Genomic DNA, 17,689 nt, shown 5'->3' with positions numbered 1-17,689 from the left:
GTCTTAGGTTTTGCTCCTACTACCAGTGCTATGATTGATATCCTCCTATCCGTAGCTATAAAGTTGATTAATCCTGAACCGTTAAAAAACTGGTTTACTCATTGTTGTTACTGTCCATCATAACAGCGCAAAGCGCTGTATTCCTGTAGTCCGGTTAGGAGAACTCGCGTATCTGTAGCACTACTATAACTCATGGGTTAGCTTTCCTCCTTAGCTAAATGACTGATGTATGAATGAATTGAGAGAAAAAGTTTATCGATGTCCCAAATAACGAGCCAGATCTTGCAGTTTTTGATCCAAAAATTGACTATAAGCGGGAGCTTCTCGCTGGAGATAATTTTTCATCATCTCGTCAAATTCCTGCCATTGACGATCGTATTCTTTGCGCATATCATCTTGCCAAAGTGGAGAGACGCGATCGTGATTCTTTTGTAAATCATTCATAGAGGAACGAAGATTGTCATTGAAACGATTCAACTCAGAATAAAAAATCCTCATTTCTCGAAAAGTGTCATTTAGGCTCATAGTTTTTAGCTCCATTGTTTGAGAGTTTCAGCGACTTGAAGCAACTGTTCATTCAAGGGCACAGTTGCTTCAGTGCTGTAGGGTTTAAAACGGACGGCGCGATCGCTTTCCACATCAAGGTACAAACCGGAAATGGGTTTACTCCCCTCAAGCTGTAAACGAGACGCATTACGGTTGCGAACAAATGTGAAAGAATCATCTTCCGACATCTGCAAAGCAATGCGATGGCGGAAATTAGCCAAGTCTAGCCGCTCATCAAGAACATTGAGCATGGCTTTGAGTCCAGAAAAGCTGAGAATTAGATGAATTCCTAACCGAGAACCTTCCACACACAAACGCCTCAGCTTTTCACCCAGAGGTGAATCCATCATCCCATAAGCATCTGCTTTACGACGAATGTCATCAACTCGATCCAATTCAGTCATGAGGGTAAAAATGGAGGGTTGAGCAATTCTTTCATCATCCTCTAATTGAATGCGTCGCTCGAGTTCTTCTAGTAAGGAATCAATCCAGGGGCCAATTTCTTTAACACTTCGCGTAAATTTTACCCGAAAGCCAACCGGATCGAGAATATCAGTATAGAGTGATTTTAATGCCTCACACCACTGAGTTTCTGCCATACTGCGATCGAAAATATAGAACTCAGTCATCTGGGGAGAAGTTGCGATCGCCAAACTTGTGACTATTCCAGCGAGCATTCCATAGATAGCCGTACTTTCACCGCCTACCAGCACAACATTCTCAGCAATACGTCTTCGCAATACAATCATCGCTTGGCCATGTACGCTAAACTCTTGTCCGAGCCAAAGCGCTCTTGGTCGTTCAGCCGAAAACCAATCAGAAATACCTAGACCTCCTTCTTGTTTTGATTGACGCGCTTTCGTTTGCCACTCTTGAGGAGTTAGCCAAGCTGAATAGTCTAATAAGTTACGCAACTGTGGATTTTCAACAATGTTGGGTTGTTCTTTTCCATCTAAGACAATACGCAAGGGTAGGCGATCGGGAGAAAATTCTGCGTGCGCTTTATGATGGAGTTGTTGAACGATTTGATCCCGTTCCTCTGAAGTTAAGAAAGCCACTTTTCCGAGTTTATTAGCATTATCATCACCCAGTTGATCGTTGACGACAATCTTGCCCGGTAAATCGCAGGTCATAATCAACTGTTTTCCTCGCCGACCAAAATTAGTTAAGCCTTGAATATCATCCGGTTTCATCCGCATTGCCATCATCAGATGGATATTGCGGAAAATCTCCTCGCGATGCAACATTCCTGCCGCACTAAATCCTTGAGAACCCAACAGCATGTGAATCCCCGCAGCACGTCCTTGTTCGGATAACTTCTTGAGATGTCCTGAAGCAATTCCGTCTTGATCGCCTTCAAATAACTCTTGATATTCATCCACAAGCAGTAGAATTCTAGAAAGTTTTCCTTTAGGCTCTCCCTTGGCGTAGTAGTCAGCGAGTTTTTCAACCCCCACTGAGCCAAATAAATCAAATCGATAATCCATTTCTGCCACTAATTCAGCAATCACGCTGCGGGATAGTTCTGGCATTGTGTGCAGAGAGACCACTTCAGCATGGGGTAAATATTTGTAAGGTTGAAATGTAACGCCAGATTTGCCATCAACTAAATACATTTTCAGTTCTTCCGGGGGATAGCGAATCGCTAATCCCATGACAATGATATGGTACAAAGTTGATTTACCCGATCCAGTTGTACCGCCTAATATACCGTGGGCACAAATATTTTCTTTCCCTTTTTCGCCAAACCAGAGGAGTAAGTTTTCACGGCTACCATATCCTCCAATGGGGGTTTCCAGAAATTCAGCAGCATTCTCTTTCCACCAATCTCCATCGGGAATTTCAACGGTCTCTTTCCAGGCTAGGTTTCGCTGCGGGGGTTTGGCTTGACTGAGTTTAGTAAAAAGATCAGTTTGCAATGGAGGTGAGGGTGCTAGATCGGGAACAAATTTGAGTTGACAAGCTGTGGGAGCGAAGGGTTGAAAACCCTTGATTAAATCTATAGGGATAGCATTTTCAAAGCTCTCCATTGATAGATCGCGGGGCAAGGACTGAGACTGATTATAGTGTAAGATTAAGTATTTGCCAGCTTTGGGGCCGCTTCTGCCAATATTATAGAGGGCTTCAATGGCACGGCGATCGTATTCTCTAGGAAAATTGGCTGCCAAAATAAATTCTAAACGTTCATTGACTCGAATATCTTCGGGTAAAAGCTCAAATGAATCTGAACCAGCATCTAGATACGTGGCGATAATTCTTCTAATATCTGCGCTAACTTGATCTAAATCTCGTCGAATATCCTCACTCGATTCTCGGACAAAAGGTAAAAACCTTTGCATTGGAAATGCAGAACCACTGCCCACTGGATCGATGAGGGTGAAGCGCGACTGATGGGGTAGAGTCAGGGCAATACGAATGGCTAAAGACTGTAGGAGCGCGATCGCCTCGTCAACTGTGCGATCGTCACTGACAATAATTAACGTCTTATTATGACCGATAAAGGGCGCGATATGGGGGACAGAAAAGCGACCATGACTTCTCGATTCTACATCAGCTCCAATACGGATATATTCGTTGAGTAAAGCATGAGAGGGTTCCCAAGATTGCCAATGATTGGCTTGCCACCCTCGAACATTGACTGTATCACAGGCACTCAGGAAATCTTCCAGTTGTTCTTCGTTAGCTGCAAACTGGGGTTGAAAAAAATCTTCTATTTTCTGGGCAAACTTTGTACCATGCTTAAATACAGAGGTTCCTTGCTTTTTAGTTTTTTTAATTTGTTCTTCAGCTTCACTGATTTTTTTCTCCAGTGCTGTAATTTTATTTTTCCAGATCCAAAACATATTTGCCTCGCTCTGTGAGAATTAACGGTTAACCAATTGATATAAGGCGATCGAGATAATCAAAACAGCAATACCCACGATAATAAAAAACTGTTTTTTTACAGCAGCAATTTCTGTTTGATATTGCTCAATATTGGCTTGAGATTGTTTGATCTGGTCTGAATACTGTTTCAACTGCCAAACTGAAGCAGCCAGTTCATCGGGTGGAGTTCCTGCATCCGTCAATAAAGGTATATTTTCTGACGTATTAATGTCGTTAAATTGACCAGAATATGAAGCGAGTTCTTGCTGTTGTTGAGAAGCCTGATCGTACTTCTGCCAAATCTGACTGCGATCTTCAATAATCGTTGATATCATTGACTTTTACCTATCCTGAGTATAAGCAAATCGGGAACTCCCGATCATAGTAGATCTGCGATTACAGAAATGCCACTAGAAAAAACTTGGTTTAGTCACAAAATTTGTAACAACTTTTTAAGCTAAAGCTAGAAAAAACTAGCTTTTACGGGATATAGGTATGCTATAGTGACTGCAAGAGCTGTCCTAGCTTAACTCTGTAATGTAACAAAATGTCACAAATGATCCTAGTAGCTGTCGTGGCTTAATCCTATGAATGTTACGGAAGTCTTACAATTAGTAGACCGTTTGGTAGAAAAGAAAACGGGAAAGCATTTAGATGACCTACAAAAAAACATCATTCAAGGACTTTGGGAAGGCAAAACCTACGAAAGAATGGCACAAGACATCCCGGGTAAATATAATGACAATTATATTGGAGAGGTTAGCCGTAAGTTATTTAAGAGTTTATCGGAAGAGCTTGATGAAGATATTCGGAAGGCTAATTTTTGTTGGACGCTTGAAAGAGTTATTAATTCACCTCAGTTTGTTGCTTCAACGAATAGTGAAGTTAATGATTGTCCGGATCGTCTGCAAGCTGATGAAAAAAACGAGACCTATCAAGTGATAAAACGAACCCCAAAGTATTATGATTTAGAACAGGCTCCGAAAATCAGAAAGTTCTGCGATCGCACAAGGGAACTGAATATTCTCTCTGATTGGGTACACCAGAAAGGAATCCCTCTAGTTTCTGTTGTAGGACTTCCAGGAATTGGTAAAACAACTCTAGTTAAGCAATGGATCGATCTCAATCGAGAGTCTTTTGAGGCAATCGTCTGGGAAAATTTGAAAATTTGCTCTTGCTTATCTACGATAATGGATGAAATTCTGACTGCCAAAAATGATAGACTCGAGAAAGTCGATTATAAATTCAAACAACTCTTCAATCTTTTTGCCCAACGGAGATGCTTAATTGTTATTGACGACCTACAAGAAATTTTTATGAGCGGAAAACTGGCAGGACAATATAAACCTGAATACAAAATATACAGAACCTTCTTGAATAAGCTCAAAGAAACTGAACACCAAAGTACTGTAATTTTAATTAGTCAAGAGCAATGCCAAGAAATGATAGAATTGGATGAAGAACTATATCGAGTTAAGTGCTTAGAATTGCAAGGATTAGAAAATACAGCAATTTTGAATGGCTTGGGATTGAGCGATCGCGCTAGTGATGGGGAGCCTTATCAACAAGATTGGAGGACACTGGTAGAATTCTATCAGGGTCATCCTGCTTATTTACAACAAGTCGCCTATCTAATCAAAATGCTTTTCTTGGGAAATGTCTCTGATTTTTTAAACGAAAATACTCTTGCAATCGCTGAAGAAATGAACAGCCAAGTTGCAGAAATTTTTCAGCGTCTATCTCCAACAGAGCAACAGATTTCGATTGAGTTAAGTAAATCTGATTTTCCTATGTCTAGAGAGGATTTAAGAGAATCATTATCCCTGTCTTCAATAGATTTAATTAATGGATTAGTCTCCTTGAAGCGTCGCTATATTATTAATTCTACACCATCGTTTGATTTGTTTCCAGTGTTTCGAGAAGGGATAAAACGATTAATTGAATGATGTGGAAGAGGGCGATCGCCTCCTTCATTAAGAAAGTGAGATCGCCCCAGATATTTTTTTCGTTTCAATATAACTTATTTATCACATCCACATCCGTGATGTCCGCAGCCTGAACCATCAGGATGGCCATTGGCGCAAGCCTCACTGCAATAAACCTGGCCATTGTTCTGTACCCCAGTTTCCACATCAACAACACACAGGCAAGACTCACAAGCACATTTCATTTGGGTCACAGTTACCATCAGATTGTCTCCTTTGCTTAATACCTGAACAGACATTCATATATTAGCACATAAATCTTGAAAACTTGTTCAGAGATTGTTAAATTTGAATAAGGAGCCAAAGAATAGTCTATTCACTTACTCATTACTTCATTACTCCCTCTATGCCATCCCAACCTGACCTCTCCCAGTCCATTGCCTCCCTAAAAACGGGTGACTCCCCTCACTGCTCGCCCCACCAGGAATTAGATACAGAACACCGCCAAGATCTAGAGTCTCATCTTCTGCATCCTCGGAAAGCTCAAAGAATGGCAGAATTCTTTAGTATTCTCGGAGACCCCAATCGCTTAAGAATCCTATCCTTATTAGCTACGGAAGAATTGTGCGTGTGCGATTTAGCCACGACTCTAGAGTTAACGGAATCTGCTGTTTCCCATCAACTGCGAACCCTCCGCGCTCACCGGCTTGTCCGTTACCAAAAACGGGGACGAAAAGTCTATTATTATCTAGACGATCGCCATATCCTCGATCTCTATCACACCGTTGCCGAACACCTGGACGAAAGTAGGGAATAGGGTTGTGGTGTATGGCAGCCAGAGGATTCAAAACTCTATAATACTAAACCATGAAAATCAACTGGGATAATCCAACAGAAGAGGCGCGGATCGAAGTTATTCCCCTCATTGACGTTATTTTCTGCATTTTGACCTTTTTCATCTTAGCGGCTGTGGGGTTGACCCGCCAGCAAGCGATTACCGTGGATTTGCCGAGTGCCAAGACCGGAACCACCCAAATGCAGGATATGTTAATTGTTAGTGTGGATACGGTGGGTCAAACCTATATTGAACAGGAATTAGTCCCCAGGGATCAATTGCGACAGCGCTTACTCGCCTATCAGATTCAGAATGCACAGGGATTAATGGTACTGTATGCCTCAAAAACAGCTCTTTATGAAGATGTTGTCCAAATTTTAGATTTAATGCGGTCTGTGGGCGGCGATCGCGTGGCATTGGCAACGCTTCCCACAGGGGTGAACCCCTCGGAAGTTACCCCAGCAGAACCTCCGAATCTGGATTTAGGGATTCCCGGTTTAACGCCTTTACCGACTCCAGTTCCTGCACCAGAGCCGACAACGACCGTACCTGAAGCACCTGAAGCACCAGAGACTTCAGAAACCCAGGAATAAGGGTTAATTATTTCCTAAATCTTGGCGACAAGTTTCTAGATACCCACGCTCGGCATCCCTCAATTGTGAAATTCGATGAAAGCCTTTAGGCTCAAACTGGAGGTTTGGAGAGCCTGGACTAGAGGCGATCGCCACCGGTTCCAAAGCCATTGCATAAGCATGAGCAGTGCGCTCGTAACTATCAATCACCGTCAAAGTGAGTTGGTTTTGGACAACCTGTCCATAGAAACAATCAAAGGAAGAATGGGGAATATAAAAAGCACCTAAAAGCTTCTGCTGATGAGTTTCAAACACCATATAGGCTTGACCCAATTGATCCAGTTGAGGAGATTCTCCATAAAAATAAACCCCATCTGGAAACTGAGCGATCGCTTCAGCCTGGGAACTTTCAGGAGAGCTAGACGTATTTTGAGCCAAGGCCGGAGCGCCATTTCCCAAGGAGACCATGAGGGTAACCATCAGAGGCGTTAGCACCGATGAAGAGTGTACCAACGTTGAAGTTAAGCGTTGCATCTGAGATGATAAAAATTCAAGCACCCTAGTTTCCTCCTCAGAAAAATCGATTTTATAAATCAGCATTTTTTATTCTGTTAGAAGCACCTGTGGGATCTCTTGGCGTTCAAGCTAGGTGCTTCTTCGATTTTGGCGACAACACAACCAACCCTTAGCTGGCTAAATACTCACGAACCAGACCCCGATGGCGACGTAAGTAGGTTAAGGCTTGTCGTTCCAGTTGGCGGACTCGCTCGCGACTTAAACTCATGCGCTGACCGACTTGAGAGAGAGATAACTCATGACCATCCGTGAGTCCAAACCGTAAGTTCAACACCTCTTGTTGTTGAGGTGTGAGGTCAGCGATCAGATGATGCAAGTCTTGGCGCAGGAGTTCTTGAGTGGCATAGTGTTCCGGAGAAATACCATCGTCTTCCAAGAGTTCTTGGAGTTCCGTATCTTGGTTATCTCCCACCCGTAGATCTAGGGAGATGGGTTGACGGGAGAGGGTAAGGTATTCACGGATTTGAGCCGGTTTCAGGTCTAAGGCTTGGCCGATTTCCGTAGGAGTCGCACTGCGACCGAACTGTTGGGAGAGTTCTCGTTGAATTTTTTTGATTTTGTTGAGTTTCTCCGTGATGTGGATCGGTAGCCGAATGGTTCGCCCTTGTTGGGCGATCGCCCGCGTAATGGCTTGACGAATCCACCAATAGGCGTAAGTAGAGAATTTATAGCCCCTCATGGGGTCAAATTTTTCCACTCCCCGTTCGAGTCCCAGGGTTCCTTCTTGGATTAAATCCAGAAACTCCATATTCCGTTTCTGGTATTTTTTGGCGATCGCCACCACCAGACGCAAGTTCGCTTCAATCATTTTTTGTTTGGCTCGTTGACCTTGCTTGACCATCCGATCTAACTCTTGAGGATCGAGCTGTACCAAATCGGCCCATTCCTCATCACTGATGGGGCGATCGAGTTGGTCTTCTTGCTGCTCTTTAACATTCATCAACCGCATCATCTGTTGAACCTGTTTACCCAATACAATCTCTTGCTCATGGCTTAACAGAGGAATACGACCGATTTCATGCAGGTATGTCCTTACCATATCTGCCTTATAGGTGGGGAGCTTCGTTTGGGTTTTGGTTTGCGTCTTGGTCATGGTTTTAGGCATTAGGATTAGGTCGTTGTGATGATCGGGGTTAATACTGAAAACTTGAGAGCTTAAAAACCATCTACTCAATTTCGTAGACGTTTCCCGGACATCTGTATTGGGGATATCTATTCCTAGGGTTCCCGATCCGTCGCCAAAACTTGACAACTTGGACTGGAGCAATCAGTTCAGCGACCTTCTGGCTCCTGGTTCCGTTGGGAGATTCCCTAACGTGTAACTTATCTTTCAAGGATGGGGTGAATTCCCGGTTGTTGTCTAACTTGCTTCATTTCTAAGAGTAAGTTAAACCTCTGGTGTCATACCTCCTCCTTTCAGGTGAATTTTCTTCACCCGATTAGACTGAGTTTTTTTACTTAACTTTGTTTTAAGAAAGTCATCTCCTCTCCTTTTCCGTCTCTAAGATCTAGGATTGAATATTTTCTCCCGATATGTCAGTTCGGTTCATCATGGAGATTGCCGAACCTTTGGCCATGGGTTGAGACGACGAATTTTTGCCCATTGAGTTCCTGAAACCCCACTAGAAAAGCTCTCAAGCTTTAGTCAACTTCATTTGTAGTATATCGTAACTTGTTGATTAAATCAACCCCTTTAGGGTAACAAACTCCAGGGGCCTGATAATGATTCATTATTAACTGTGTTGGCTGTCGCTCTAATGAAAATGATTCATGAGAGAAGGTAACCTAATCCGAAAGGTTGTACCTACCCCCACTTGACTAGAAACCTCAATCGTGCCCTGGTGACATTCTACAGCTTGTTTAACAATATACAAGCCAATACCAGTCCCCTTAATTTTACCTACATTACTGGCTCGTTCAAAAGGACTGTAAAGATTCTCCAGATCTTCCGTCGGAATACCAATACCCTGATCGCTCACTTCTAACAGCATTGCATGGGGTTGAGAGGTTAAGGTTATACAGACTGTCCCCCCTTCTGGTGAATATTTAATCGCATTGGACAATAAATTATTGAGAATATGCCCCAGAATGTCTTCATCAAGATAAAGATAAAAAGATTCTCGATCGCACTCAAATACTAAGGAGCATTTTTGATCGGCCATGATCTCAAAGTAATCCAATCTTTCTCTGCACAACTCAACGATATCAATAGATGTAGGATTTAAGGGTAACTTGCCAGACTCAACTTGATCAATCGTTAGCATTTCTTCAAGTTGCAACGTCATATTTTTAATGGCAACTTGCATCCGATCGAACTGCTTATTTTTTTGAGATAAGTTCAAATCATCCCCATATTGTCTAAGGATTTCAAGAGAAACTAAGATATGAGTTAAAGGGGCACGCAAATCATGGGAAATCATGGATACAAAATGAGATTTTAACTCATTGAGTTTTTTCTCTTCATGCCAAAGGATTTTAATGTTTCGATCTTTTTGGTGTTTAGCGATAGAGAGAGCGATCGCTGATTTTATATCCTCTAACTTAGCCGGTTTATTCAGGTATCCATAGGTTAAAGTTTCCGTAGCATCTTCCAATGTTTTAGCATCACTAAAAGCGGTTAAATAAATAATGGGGATATCATAATCTTGTAGGGCACGGGCCGCATCAATCCCACTCATATCTCCTTGGAGCTTAATATCCATCAAAATCAAGCTTGGAGGATTTTTCATCACCTGATTGATCGCCGCTTCTCCAGTCTTAACTACTCCAGATACTTCATAGCCTAATTCTTGAAGATTATCTGCTAAGTTGTGAGCAGCTATCAACTCATCTTCAACAATCAAAATCTTGGCAAAATCATTCATCTTTCAATACCCTGATTAAGAACATTGTTCAAATCTTAAGTGAAAACCTGTTCCGTTATTATTCTGCACTTCAAGATCGGCATCTAACTGATCGGCTAGAATAGACACTAAACGCATTCCAAGGGAAGGGGATTGTTGCCCATTCACCCCAGAGGATAATCCTATCCCATTATCAATAATCTTTAAATCCAGTTGTCCATGGTCAATTTCACGGAATTTAATCCACACGGTTCCCTCTCGATCGCCTGGAAAGGCATGTTTTAAGGCATTGGTGACTAATTCATTGATGATTAAACCGGTTGGAATGGCGGTTTCTATAGTTAGTTCTACGGGATCGGCTTCAATTTCTAAGTTAATCTGATTTGATTGCATCCGATAGGAGGCGGAAATACTGAGAACCAAACTATGGATGTATTCAGCAAAATCAATGCGAGAGATACTCTTCGAGCAATAGAGCTTCTCATGAATTAAAGCCATGGTTTTGAGGCGTTTTTGGCTATCGAGTAATAAATCATTCAGGCCTGGATCGCTGACTTGCCGAGATTGCATGTCGAGTAAACTATAGATGATATTAAGATTATTTTTGACTCGGTGGTGGATTTCCCGGAGCAAAACCTCTTTTTCAGCTAAGGACGCTTTGAGTTGTGCTTCAGCTTGTTTGCGATCGCTCACATCAAAGATGGCACCATCGAGATAAACTAGCTCCTCTTGCTCATTCCACACTCCTTTACCCTTCTCATAAACCCAATGAATCGTACCATCACGGGCTATCATCCGATACTCTAGCTCAAAGGGAGCGTGTTGGGCTAGGGCTAATTTAACCTGCTCTCGTACCCAAGGTAAATCTTCAGGATGAAGCAAGATAGCTAACCCCGACACCATCCGAGACATCATGTCATCCGCGCTATAACTGATGATATCTTCAATGGCATCATTAATAAATTCTACTGTCCAGTCTTGATTGGGTAAACAGCGATAAATAATCCCTGGAATGTGAGAGACTAGGGTACGGTAGCGCATTTCGTTGTCTTTCAGGGCTAATTCCACCTGTTTCCGAGCCGTAATATCTTGAATAAGTCCAAAGAGTTTAATTACTTCTCCGCGATCGCTAAAAATAGGTTGTCCTTGGGCCCAAACGGTGCGAACTTCACCCGAAGACCGAAGAATTCGTAACTCGAAATCGTATTCTATTCCCTCCGAAATTGCCTGTTGAATAACGTGTTGAAATTGGGACCTATCGTGAGGGTGATATTGTCGAATATGTTGAGAATAGGTTGGGGGTTTCTCCCAAGTGGGATCTTGGCCAAAAATGCGGAATACTTCATCCGACCAAAAAATTTCTTGGGTGAGCAGATCAAACTCCCAACTGCCTAACCCAGCAGCCTTCTGGGATGCGGCTAGCAGTTGTTGACTTTTCTCTAGAGCAGCTTCTGCTTTTTGACGATCGCGCAAATCTCGGGCGATCGCACAGCTATACTCTAATCCTTGATACTGAAAGAAATTGAAATTAATTTCTACAGGAATCTCTACACCAGATTGGCTCTGATAGACGGAATCAACACGCATAAATCCGGAGTATTTTACCTGATTCCAGAACTCTTTCCAAGGGGATGTGCGGCAAGAGAGATCGATTTCCCCGATATTCATCCGTAATAATTGATTGCGGGAATATTCCAAGGTTTGACAGGCGCGATCGTTGACATAAATGAGTTGACCGTGAGCATCAATAAGCAAGACAGAATCCATCACCCGATTAAGGGTAAATTGAATTAACTTTAGGGTTTCATCGGCCTGTTTTCGCTCAGTGATATTTTCAACGATGAGAATTCCATAGTTAGGACTGATCTGCGAAGGTTTTACCAAGAAGTCAGAGGTAGAAATCACTGAAGCAATGACTTTGACCCACAAAAATTCTTGACTCTGATGAATACAACGTTGCTTAACCTGAAAAGACGGAATTTCACCCTTCATCAACCGGTTGAGGAGAGTCTGAGTTAAGTCTCGATCGTTAGGATGGAGTAAATCGACTAAGTTGACGGATTGCAACTCTAAGACAGAATAGCCTAACATCCGGCACAAGGATAGATTAACTCGTTCTAAGCCATACTCAGTATTGAGAATGGCTATTCCTAGGGGAGAGTCTTCAAAGATATGACGAAATCGCACTTCACTTTGGCGTAGGGCGTTTTCAATCTGATGGCGTTCTCGAATTTCGGCTTGAAGTTGAGAGTTCACCTCTTGCAGTTCTTGGGTGCGCTGCTCAATCGATAATTCCATTTGTTCATGGAGATGTTCTAAGGTGAGTTCTACCTGTTTTCGCTTTAAGGTATAGGTCAGTAATTCACTGGCCCATTTGAGGTGTTTAATGCAATCTTTTTCCCAGATTTTAGGCTGCCGAATGGTGGAAAATCCTAGATATCCTATTAATTTATCGCTATCGATCAGGGGAAGTAGTAGTAAAGATTGAGCTTGGATCGCGGAGGCGATCGCGTGTTCGGCTTTGGCTTCTGGCGGAAAATCCTGTAAAGAATGGATAGGAATGGCTTGGTGTTCGTTCAGGTGTTTCATCCACCAAGGGGTAAATTCTACGGGAATTTGATGCCAGAGGGGGGGTAAGGGACTAATCTGAGGATCGTACCACTGATACCGGAGTTGGGCTATCTGGCGATCGTCCCCCAATTGAAACAGATAGGCGCGATCGCACTGGTAATGTTGAGCTAAACGACCAATAGCGGTTTCGATCTCCCGATCGAGTTCCCGGAAGTCTAACCACATAAACTGGGTACACATGCTACTGATTAAATGCTCAAACTCTATACGCTCTCTGACCTTAAGTTCTTGTTCTTTACTGGAAATATTGGCACTTTCTTGCCCAACAACTCGATGGTTTACACTTTTCTTAAGGTTGTAAAGACTTAAATTGTGGCTTTGAAATGTTGCAGCTTGTTCGAGTAAGGGCGGCCAATGTTCGGGGTTGAGATCCTGTTGCAAAAACTGGGATAAACTGTGATGATGCCACTGAAATAGGGTGGATAGGGGAATTTGGGCGGCGATCGCCTCCTGTATCCAGTCTCCAATTTCAGGAGATAATCGCCCCTCTTGTAGATACTCCTGAAGGAAGATGGTATAACCCTCTATCCAATCGTGTTGTGACCTCGACATTCTTGATTGACTATCTCAAGCCCCATTGATGGGTTATGCTCCCGTTGATCCCATTGTTATTGTGCTATAAAAGTGCAAATTTTGGTGTAAGGACTAAAACCCTAAATCGCTCATTGCTGCTTCTTCTGCGGCAAAAATATCTTCATCGGGGATATCTTCCCAAGCGGTTTCACCGACTTCGGTATAGAATTGTTGATCGTAGGGACGAGTTTGCACGACCACCGGCATGGGAACAGCATGACCTAGAATTAGAGCCTGCTGCTTAGAATCGAGTTTCGAGAGAACCGATCGCAAGTTTCCGGCTCCAGAAACACCGGTAAAAATGGCTTCAATATCTTTATCATCATTCAATAAAGCGGTTACACGGGTTCCCATTTGCGACATCACTTCTTTATCGATTCCAGAGGGACGTTGATCGACGACGAGGAGAGTAACGAAGTATTTTCGCATTTCTCTGGCGATCGTGCCAAAAATGGTTTGGCTACTGATGCTCGGATCGAGGAACCGGTGAGCTTCTTCGATGGTAATCACGAGGGGCAGGGGGCGATCGCTCGATTTCTTCGTCTGTAAAAAATGTTCGGCTTTCTTCACATAGGATTGGTGAATTCGGCGGGTAATCATATTCGTCGCTAACATATAGGAGAGTAAATTCGCTTGGGAACCAAATTCAATCACCACATGCTTACCCGCAGCTAACGTATCTAGAATTTGCCCAAACGGATTTTGGCGACTGGCTCCCCTTAAATATTTGAGTTGGGTGAGGCGATTGAGTTTCCGTTGCAGCGCCGTAACCGAGGACTTGCTCCCATTATTATCAAGACAAAAGTCTTGGATCTGTTCATTACTCATGTTCAAAAGCTGTAAGATCCAATTGCGTCCCAATTGAGTTTTGAGCAAGAGGGCACTATCTAAACTCGCTTCAGATAGGTTTAATTCCTGTTGCACTAAAGCCAGATCTTCAACTTCAATTTGCTCAAAACTTAAATATAATTCTTGGGCATCTCGAATGCCTCTGCGTTTGGCTGATTCTGGATCGAGGGTATACACCTGCACTTGGGACGGAAACAGTTGTCTTAAGCCTTTCGCGGTATTAACTGTTTTGCCTTCACAAACGGCTTCCCAACCATATTCAGAATGCATATCAAAGATTAAGTTAACTCCAACTCGCTGTTTAATAATGCCAGACAGTAATAAACGAGCTAAAAAGGATTTCCCAGTTCCCGATTTACCAAAAATACCGTTACTTCTCTCTACAAATCGGTCTAAGTCAATGCAAATTGGAACCTCCATATCCACCGGTTGACCAATAGAAAAATTATGACGCTGGGGGTCATCTTCCCAACCAAATACTGTGCGGAAGTCTAGTTCTTGCGCTTCATACACTTGGCTAAAGTGACTGGGAATGGTTTTAACCGGTTTGAGCGTAAAATCAACAGAAGTTTGGGCAGAAAATGAGGCTAAATTGGATTGAGAATCAGAACGCGATGGAGCAATGGTCTGTTCTTCTGGGGTAATCATCAGCATGGGAGTAACTTCTAGGGTTCCGTAGGTACTACTGCCAGCTAACACTTCTTGCAAAAAGAAGTTATTCGGATCGGGGGGATTGGCTAAGATGCGCGGACTTGCCGTTCCCAAGGTTACATCAGTCAAGAGACAGAAAAACCGCGATCTCCTCCCCTGAATCACCAAAAACTTGCCCACCCGCATTTCTTCAACCGATACATCGGGATGCAAGCGCACTTCTAATCCTTTAGAAAGGGAACCTTGAACAACAGAACCGAGAGGAGTCATGAGCAATTACAGCGCTTTGTGCTGTGATGGGGGATCGGCGGAGCAAACCACAGACTCGATGGAGCTTTAAAAATTAGGATCTATTGAAGGATGTCTGGGAGATTACTCGTTTTTGATTCAAGTTTCATTTCACCAAATTAGAGTAGAATAATCCATAGAAAACCCATGAGATTAACCCAGAGGAGATAGATCTTTGCCCACCCTAGGTGTAAATATCGATCATATTGCTACTATCCGCCAGGCTCGCAAAACCGTAGAACCCAATCCGGTTGCAGCAGCAGTACTCGCAGAACTTGGTGGAGCAGATGGGATTACGGTGCATCTTCGGGAAGACCGTCGCCACATTCAAGACCGAGATGTACAATTATTGCGCCAGACGGTGCGGACTCATCTGAACTTAGAAATGGCGGCTACGGAGGAAATGGTGGCGATCGCCTTAGAAATCCAACCTGACTATATCACGCTGGTTCCGGAACGTCGAGAAGAAGTGACCACAGAAGGCGGTTTAGACGTTATCGCTGGAGGAAAGCGTCTTGCCGATGTGGTACAAACCTTGCAAAATGCGGGCATACCGGTGAGCCTCTTCATTGATCCGAACCTTGACCAGATCAAAGCCTCAGCGGACATCAAAGCCAAATTTATTGAACTCCATACCGGAACCTACGCCGAAGCGCACCAAGAGCATGAACAACAAGAACAACTGGATTTGCTCACCCAAAGCTGTGATAGAGCTTGTACCCTAGGATTACGAGTAAACGCTGGCCATGGTCTCACTTATTGGAACGTTTACCCCGTTGCCTGTATTCCTGGCATGGAAGAACTCAACATCGGCCATACTATTATCAGCCGGGCTGTCCTAGTCGGCCTAGAACGAGCGGTTCGAGAGATGAAACACGCTATCCTCGGCACCACACCTTAGGAATGGGGGGCAAGGACACGGAAATTACTGCCCATTGCCCATTACCCATTGCCTTTTCCCAATAACCATTTACCGGTAAAATAACACTCTGTGTTCATCCAAACCAAACCCTATGACCACTTATCACTACGTCCTCGCCAGCAAGAAATTCCTCATGGAAGACGAACCTCTCGAAGAAGTCTTTCGGGAAAGAACCCGTAACTACAAAGAGAAAGAAAAAGATATTGACTTTTGGTTAATTGCTCAACCGGCATTTCTGGAAGCACCTGAACTTGCAGGGGCTAAAGCCAAATGCCCCCAACCGGCAGCCGCGATTATCTCAACAGATCCTCAACTTATCACTTGGCTCAAACTTCGCTTAGAATATGTGCTGACGGGTGAATTTGAAGCCCCATCAGATGCTATTCCTGACCCCAAAGCTTCCCTTGTTGCCTCGTCTTAAGTTTCCTAAGACGGATAACCTGTTCAGACTAAACGGGTTAGGCAGTAGGCAAAGATAGCTCAAGGGTAAGATTACCCATTCAAAGACTCTATTCTACTCTTATGCCTTTTTACCCTAACTCCTCTAGTCTGACTCAATTGGTGAGTGCGATCGCCGGATTATCGACGTTTTTCCTCTCTTCTATTCCTGCCTGGAGTCAAACTAACCGCTTTTCCTGTCCTCCGCCAAACCCAGGGGAATATATGGTTTTCGTGCGCACACCCAACCCCTCTAGCCAACAACTGCTGCTGAACTATCTCTTACCCTCCAATCAAACGGCCCAAATCTGCCAATATAATAACGAAATTGTTACCCAAATCCGCAACTTAGCCAACGCCCAGGTGAGTGAGCGTTGGAGCCAATATATTTATGAGAATACGGGCTTACCCGCTTTTATGGTTGCACCCCCCCTAGGTCAAATTGGGACTCGTCCATTCAATCCCCCCGTCTTGCCAAGCAACCCCGGCTCGCCCCTCGGTTCGGGGTTTGCAGTATTAGTCAATGCCAACAATCGACAGGATGCTCCTCAGCAACTGCAAATCCTTCTGAACAAGGCGATTCCTTGGGTGAATTTCCAGGGTAATTCTTATTTACTGGCACTCCAGAGTAGCAATCAAGAAGAAGCTACAGCTACCTTAATGTCGTTAAGCGATCGCGGTTTTTTAGCTATTCTGGTTGATGCTCGCCAAGTGCAACAACTTACCCCAAACCGGCGTTAATTACGCTCAGGACAATGCGTTGATGGGGGGTTCCCAAGGGGCGAACTTCATTGGCTTTGACTGAAAATGCCTCTCCTTCCCGCACTTGTTCAGGAGTCATTAACCCCATATCCCATCCTTCACCCAAAATTAATTTTTCCAGTGGCACGGTTAACGCGCCATGATAAATATGGCGCACAATCCCCGGATCGCTATCACAGCCGAACTTATCCAAGTGTGGGGGGCAATAGGCAATTTCTTCGCGTAATTCCCGTCGGATACCTTCATCTGGGGACTCATCCCGCTCTAAATGACCGCCAAACAAGCCCCAAAATCCTGGATATAGGATGCCTGGGATGCGATCGCGCAATTGCATCAGATAACGATTTTCGCGATACAGAACCGCTAAAGCCACCTGAGTGGATTGTGTATCCATGATAAACTCCCAATTGTCC

At 43.6% G+C, this 17,689-nt stretch carries 16 protein-coding genes; 6 read left to right on the top strand and 10 right to left on the bottom strand.

From position 1 onward, the window contains the following. Nucleotides 1-252: 252 nt before the first annotated feature. The 3 genes from J7545_RS14900 to J7545_RS14890 all read right to left on the bottom strand — a co-directional run bounded on the left by J7545_RS14900 (nucleotide 253) and on the right by J7545_RS14890 (nucleotide 3,746). Nucleotides 253-444 carry a hypothetical protein gene (locus J7545_RS14900; protein WP_318719767.1) on the bottom strand — a complete coding sequence of 64 codons (192 nt, stop codon included), beginning with the start codon at nucleotides 442-444 and terminating at the stop codon, nucleotides 253-255. An 86-nt stretch (nucleotides 445-530) separates the two neighbouring features. Beyond that, nucleotides 531-3,389, bottom strand: a complete 2,859-nt coding sequence (locus J7545_RS14895; RefSeq protein ID WP_318698345.1) for an FtsK/SpoIIIE domain-containing protein — start codon at nucleotides 3,387-3,389, stop codon at nucleotides 531-533. Between the two features lie 21 nt (nucleotides 3,390-3,410). Then, nucleotides 3,411-3,746: a hypothetical protein gene (locus J7545_RS14890; protein WP_318698346.1), complete on the bottom strand. Its 336-nt coding sequence runs from the start codon at nucleotides 3,744-3,746 to the stop codon at nucleotides 3,411-3,413. A 252-nt stretch (nucleotides 3,747-3,998) separates the two neighbouring features. On the opposite strand from J7545_RS14890, the gene J7545_RS14885 reads away from it, so the two are divergent. Next, nucleotides 3,999-5,357, top strand: coding sequence for an ATP-binding protein (locus J7545_RS14885; RefSeq protein WP_318698347.1), 1,359 nt, complete (start codon nucleotides 3,999-4,001; stop codon nucleotides 5,355-5,357). A 74-nt stretch (nucleotides 5,358-5,431) separates the two neighbouring features. On the opposite strand, the gene J7545_RS14880 is transcribed toward J7545_RS14885, so the two are convergent. Further along, nucleotides 5,432-5,599 carry a metallothionein gene (locus J7545_RS14880; protein ID WP_271937071.1) on the bottom strand — a complete coding sequence of 56 codons (168 nt, stop codon included), beginning with the start codon at nucleotides 5,597-5,599 and terminating at the stop codon, nucleotides 5,432-5,434. Nucleotides 5,600-5,742: 143 nt separating this feature from the next. Between J7545_RS14880 and J7545_RS14875 the strand changes: the two genes are divergently transcribed. Beyond that, nucleotides 5,743-6,153 (top strand): metalloregulator ArsR/SmtB family transcription factor, encoded by a 411-nt coding sequence (locus J7545_RS14875; RefSeq protein WP_318698348.1) that lies wholly within the window; start codon nucleotides 5,743-5,745, stop codon nucleotides 6,151-6,153. A gap of 50 nt (nucleotides 6,154-6,203) precedes the next feature. Continuing rightward, the gene (locus J7545_RS14870) at nucleotides 6,204-6,764 is read left to right on the top strand and encodes an ExbD/TolR family protein (protein ID WP_318698349.1); all 561 of its coding nucleotides are present in this window, start codon (nucleotides 6,204-6,206) and stop codon (nucleotides 6,762-6,764) included. A 3-nt stretch (nucleotides 6,765-6,767) separates the two neighbouring features. Here J7545_RS14870 and J7545_RS14865 read toward each other — a convergent pair whose 3' ends face one another. The 5 genes from J7545_RS14865 to J7545_RS14845 form a co-directional block, all read right to left on the bottom strand. Continuing rightward, complete coding sequence (locus J7545_RS14865) at nucleotides 6,768-7,301, bottom strand: hypothetical protein (RefSeq protein ID WP_318698350.1); 534 nt, start codon at nucleotides 7,299-7,301, stop codon at nucleotides 6,768-6,770. A gap of 127 nt (nucleotides 7,302-7,428) precedes the next feature. Then, nucleotides 7,429-8,424 carry an RNA polymerase sigma factor, RpoD/SigA family gene (locus J7545_RS14860; protein WP_318719766.1) on the bottom strand — a complete coding sequence of 332 codons (996 nt, stop codon included), beginning with the start codon at nucleotides 8,422-8,424 and terminating at the stop codon, nucleotides 7,429-7,431. A 649-nt stretch (nucleotides 8,425-9,073) separates the two neighbouring features. Continuing rightward, nucleotides 9,074-10,183, bottom strand: coding sequence for an ATP-binding protein (locus J7545_RS14855; protein ID WP_318698352.1), 1,110 nt, complete (start codon nucleotides 10,181-10,183; stop codon nucleotides 9,074-9,076). Nucleotides 10,184-10,198: 15 nt separating this feature from the next. Then, a complete protein-coding gene (locus J7545_RS14850; RefSeq protein WP_318698353.1) occupies nucleotides 10,199-13,345 on the bottom strand; it encodes a PAS domain S-box protein in 3,147 nt (1,048 codons plus the stop codon). A 93-nt stretch (nucleotides 13,346-13,438) separates the two neighbouring features. Next, nucleotides 13,439-15,136: an ATP-binding protein gene (locus J7545_RS14845; RefSeq protein WP_318698354.1), complete on the bottom strand. Its 1,698-nt coding sequence runs from the start codon at nucleotides 15,134-15,136 to the stop codon at nucleotides 13,439-13,441. A 193-nt stretch (nucleotides 15,137-15,329) separates the two neighbouring features. On the opposite strand from J7545_RS14845, the gene J7545_RS14840 reads away from it, so the two are divergent. From J7545_RS14840 to J7545_RS14830, 3 genes are all read left to right on the top strand, one after another. Further along, nucleotides 15,330-16,055 carry a pyridoxine 5'-phosphate synthase gene (locus J7545_RS14840; RefSeq protein WP_318698355.1) on the top strand — a complete coding sequence of 242 codons (726 nt, stop codon included), beginning with the start codon at nucleotides 15,330-15,332 and terminating at the stop codon, nucleotides 16,053-16,055. A 112-nt stretch (nucleotides 16,056-16,167) separates the two neighbouring features. Beyond that, nucleotides 16,168-16,497 (top strand): MgPME-cyclase complex family protein, encoded by a 330-nt coding sequence (locus J7545_RS14835; protein WP_318698356.1) that lies wholly within the window; start codon nucleotides 16,168-16,170, stop codon nucleotides 16,495-16,497. Between the two features lie 101 nt (nucleotides 16,498-16,598). Beyond that, the gene (locus J7545_RS14830; RefSeq protein WP_318698357.1) at nucleotides 16,599-17,255 is read left to right on the top strand and encodes a hypothetical protein; all 657 of its coding nucleotides are present in this window, start codon (nucleotides 16,599-16,601) and stop codon (nucleotides 17,253-17,255) included. Here J7545_RS14830 and J7545_RS14825 read toward each other — a convergent pair. Next, on the bottom strand, nucleotides 17,236-17,670 hold the full coding sequence (locus tag J7545_RS14825; protein WP_318698358.1) for an NUDIX hydrolase: 435 nt from the start codon (nucleotides 17,668-17,670) through the stop codon (nucleotides 17,236-17,238). The genes J7545_RS14830 and J7545_RS14825 overlap by 20 nt on opposite strands. Nucleotides 17,671-17,689: the final 19 nt, after the last annotated feature.

Origin of the sequence: Roseofilum sp. SBFL (genome assembly GCF_017746885.1) — a bacterium.
Taxonomy (GTDB): Bacteria; Cyanobacteriota; Cyanobacteriia; order Cyanobacteriales; family Desertifilaceae; genus Roseofilum.
This window is presented reverse-complemented; position numbering and strand designations above follow the sequence as displayed.